Origin of the sequence: Burkholderia sp. BDU5, assembly GCF_001522845.1 — a bacterium.
GTDB lineage: Bacteria > Pseudomonadota > Gammaproteobacteria > Burkholderiales > Burkholderiaceae > Burkholderia > Burkholderia mayonis.
This window is the reverse complement of sequence record NZ_LOWC01000006.1, coordinates 1-805: the sequence shown is the minus strand read 5'-3', so window position 1 is coordinate 805 and position 805 is coordinate 1. Positions and strand designations below refer to the sequence as shown.

Genomic DNA, 805 nt, shown 5'->3' with positions numbered 1-805 from the left:
AACTTCCCGAATTCTGGAAGACGATCAGCAACAAAGGGCCGGGCGAATTCAAGCCGACGCCCTATATCCCGGTGCGTTGGACGACGTGGCAGGTGAAACAATTTGACAACGCGCCGCTGCTCGGCTATCTGCATCGGCCCGTCGACGTGAAGCTCACCGATTCGCACGGCAAGCCGTTCAAAACCGCGCAGCAGGCGGAAGCGCTCAAGGTTGGCTGGCAGCAGGCAATCGGCACGCTGCCGGCCGGCGAAACGCCGAAACGTATCTTCTACGACACGACGGGTGATCGCACATGGGTGGCGCCGATCAATCAGGCGCTCGCGCAAAGCGGTCCGTCCTCGCCCAGTCTCGATGACGTGAAAGAGGGCTACGATATCGGCCACCGGATCGGTAACACGGGCATCAGCTCGCCGTTGGTCCAGATCGGGCTCGGCTTGATCGCGGGTTACAACGAAGGCGGAGCCAGCGCCACGATCAATCGGCGGCCGAACGGCACGGCGACGATCGTAATGGTGAGCCCACCGACGCAGAAGCAACCGGATCTGAATCCTTTCCGCTAAGAGGCTCGTATGCGCGGCGTGATTCGCATCGGCGATTCGACAACGCACGGCGGCCACGTCGAAACCGGTCGCGAGGGCTCGACCGTAATGGGGCGGGCGGTGGCCTGTGTCGGCGACCGCTGCACGTGCCCGATGGATGGACACAATCATTGCGTGATCGTGGAGGGCGACGAGAATGTCCGCATTGACGGGCGTGCCGTGGCTTTCGACGGGCACAAGACCTCATGCGGGGCCACGCTCATCTC

General features: G+C 62.7%; 1 protein-coding gene and 1 pseudogene. Both read left to right on the top strand.

From position 1 onward, the window contains the following. A pseudogene (locus tag WS69_RS01395) lies at nucleotides 1–560 on the top strand (DUF2875 family protein); the annotation flags it as partial. A gap of 9 nt (nucleotides 561–569) precedes the next feature. After that, nucleotides 570–805, top strand: a 236-nt coding sequence (locus WS69_RS01390; protein WP_059469057.1) for a PAAR domain-containing protein, incomplete at its 3' end; no start/stop codon positions are given.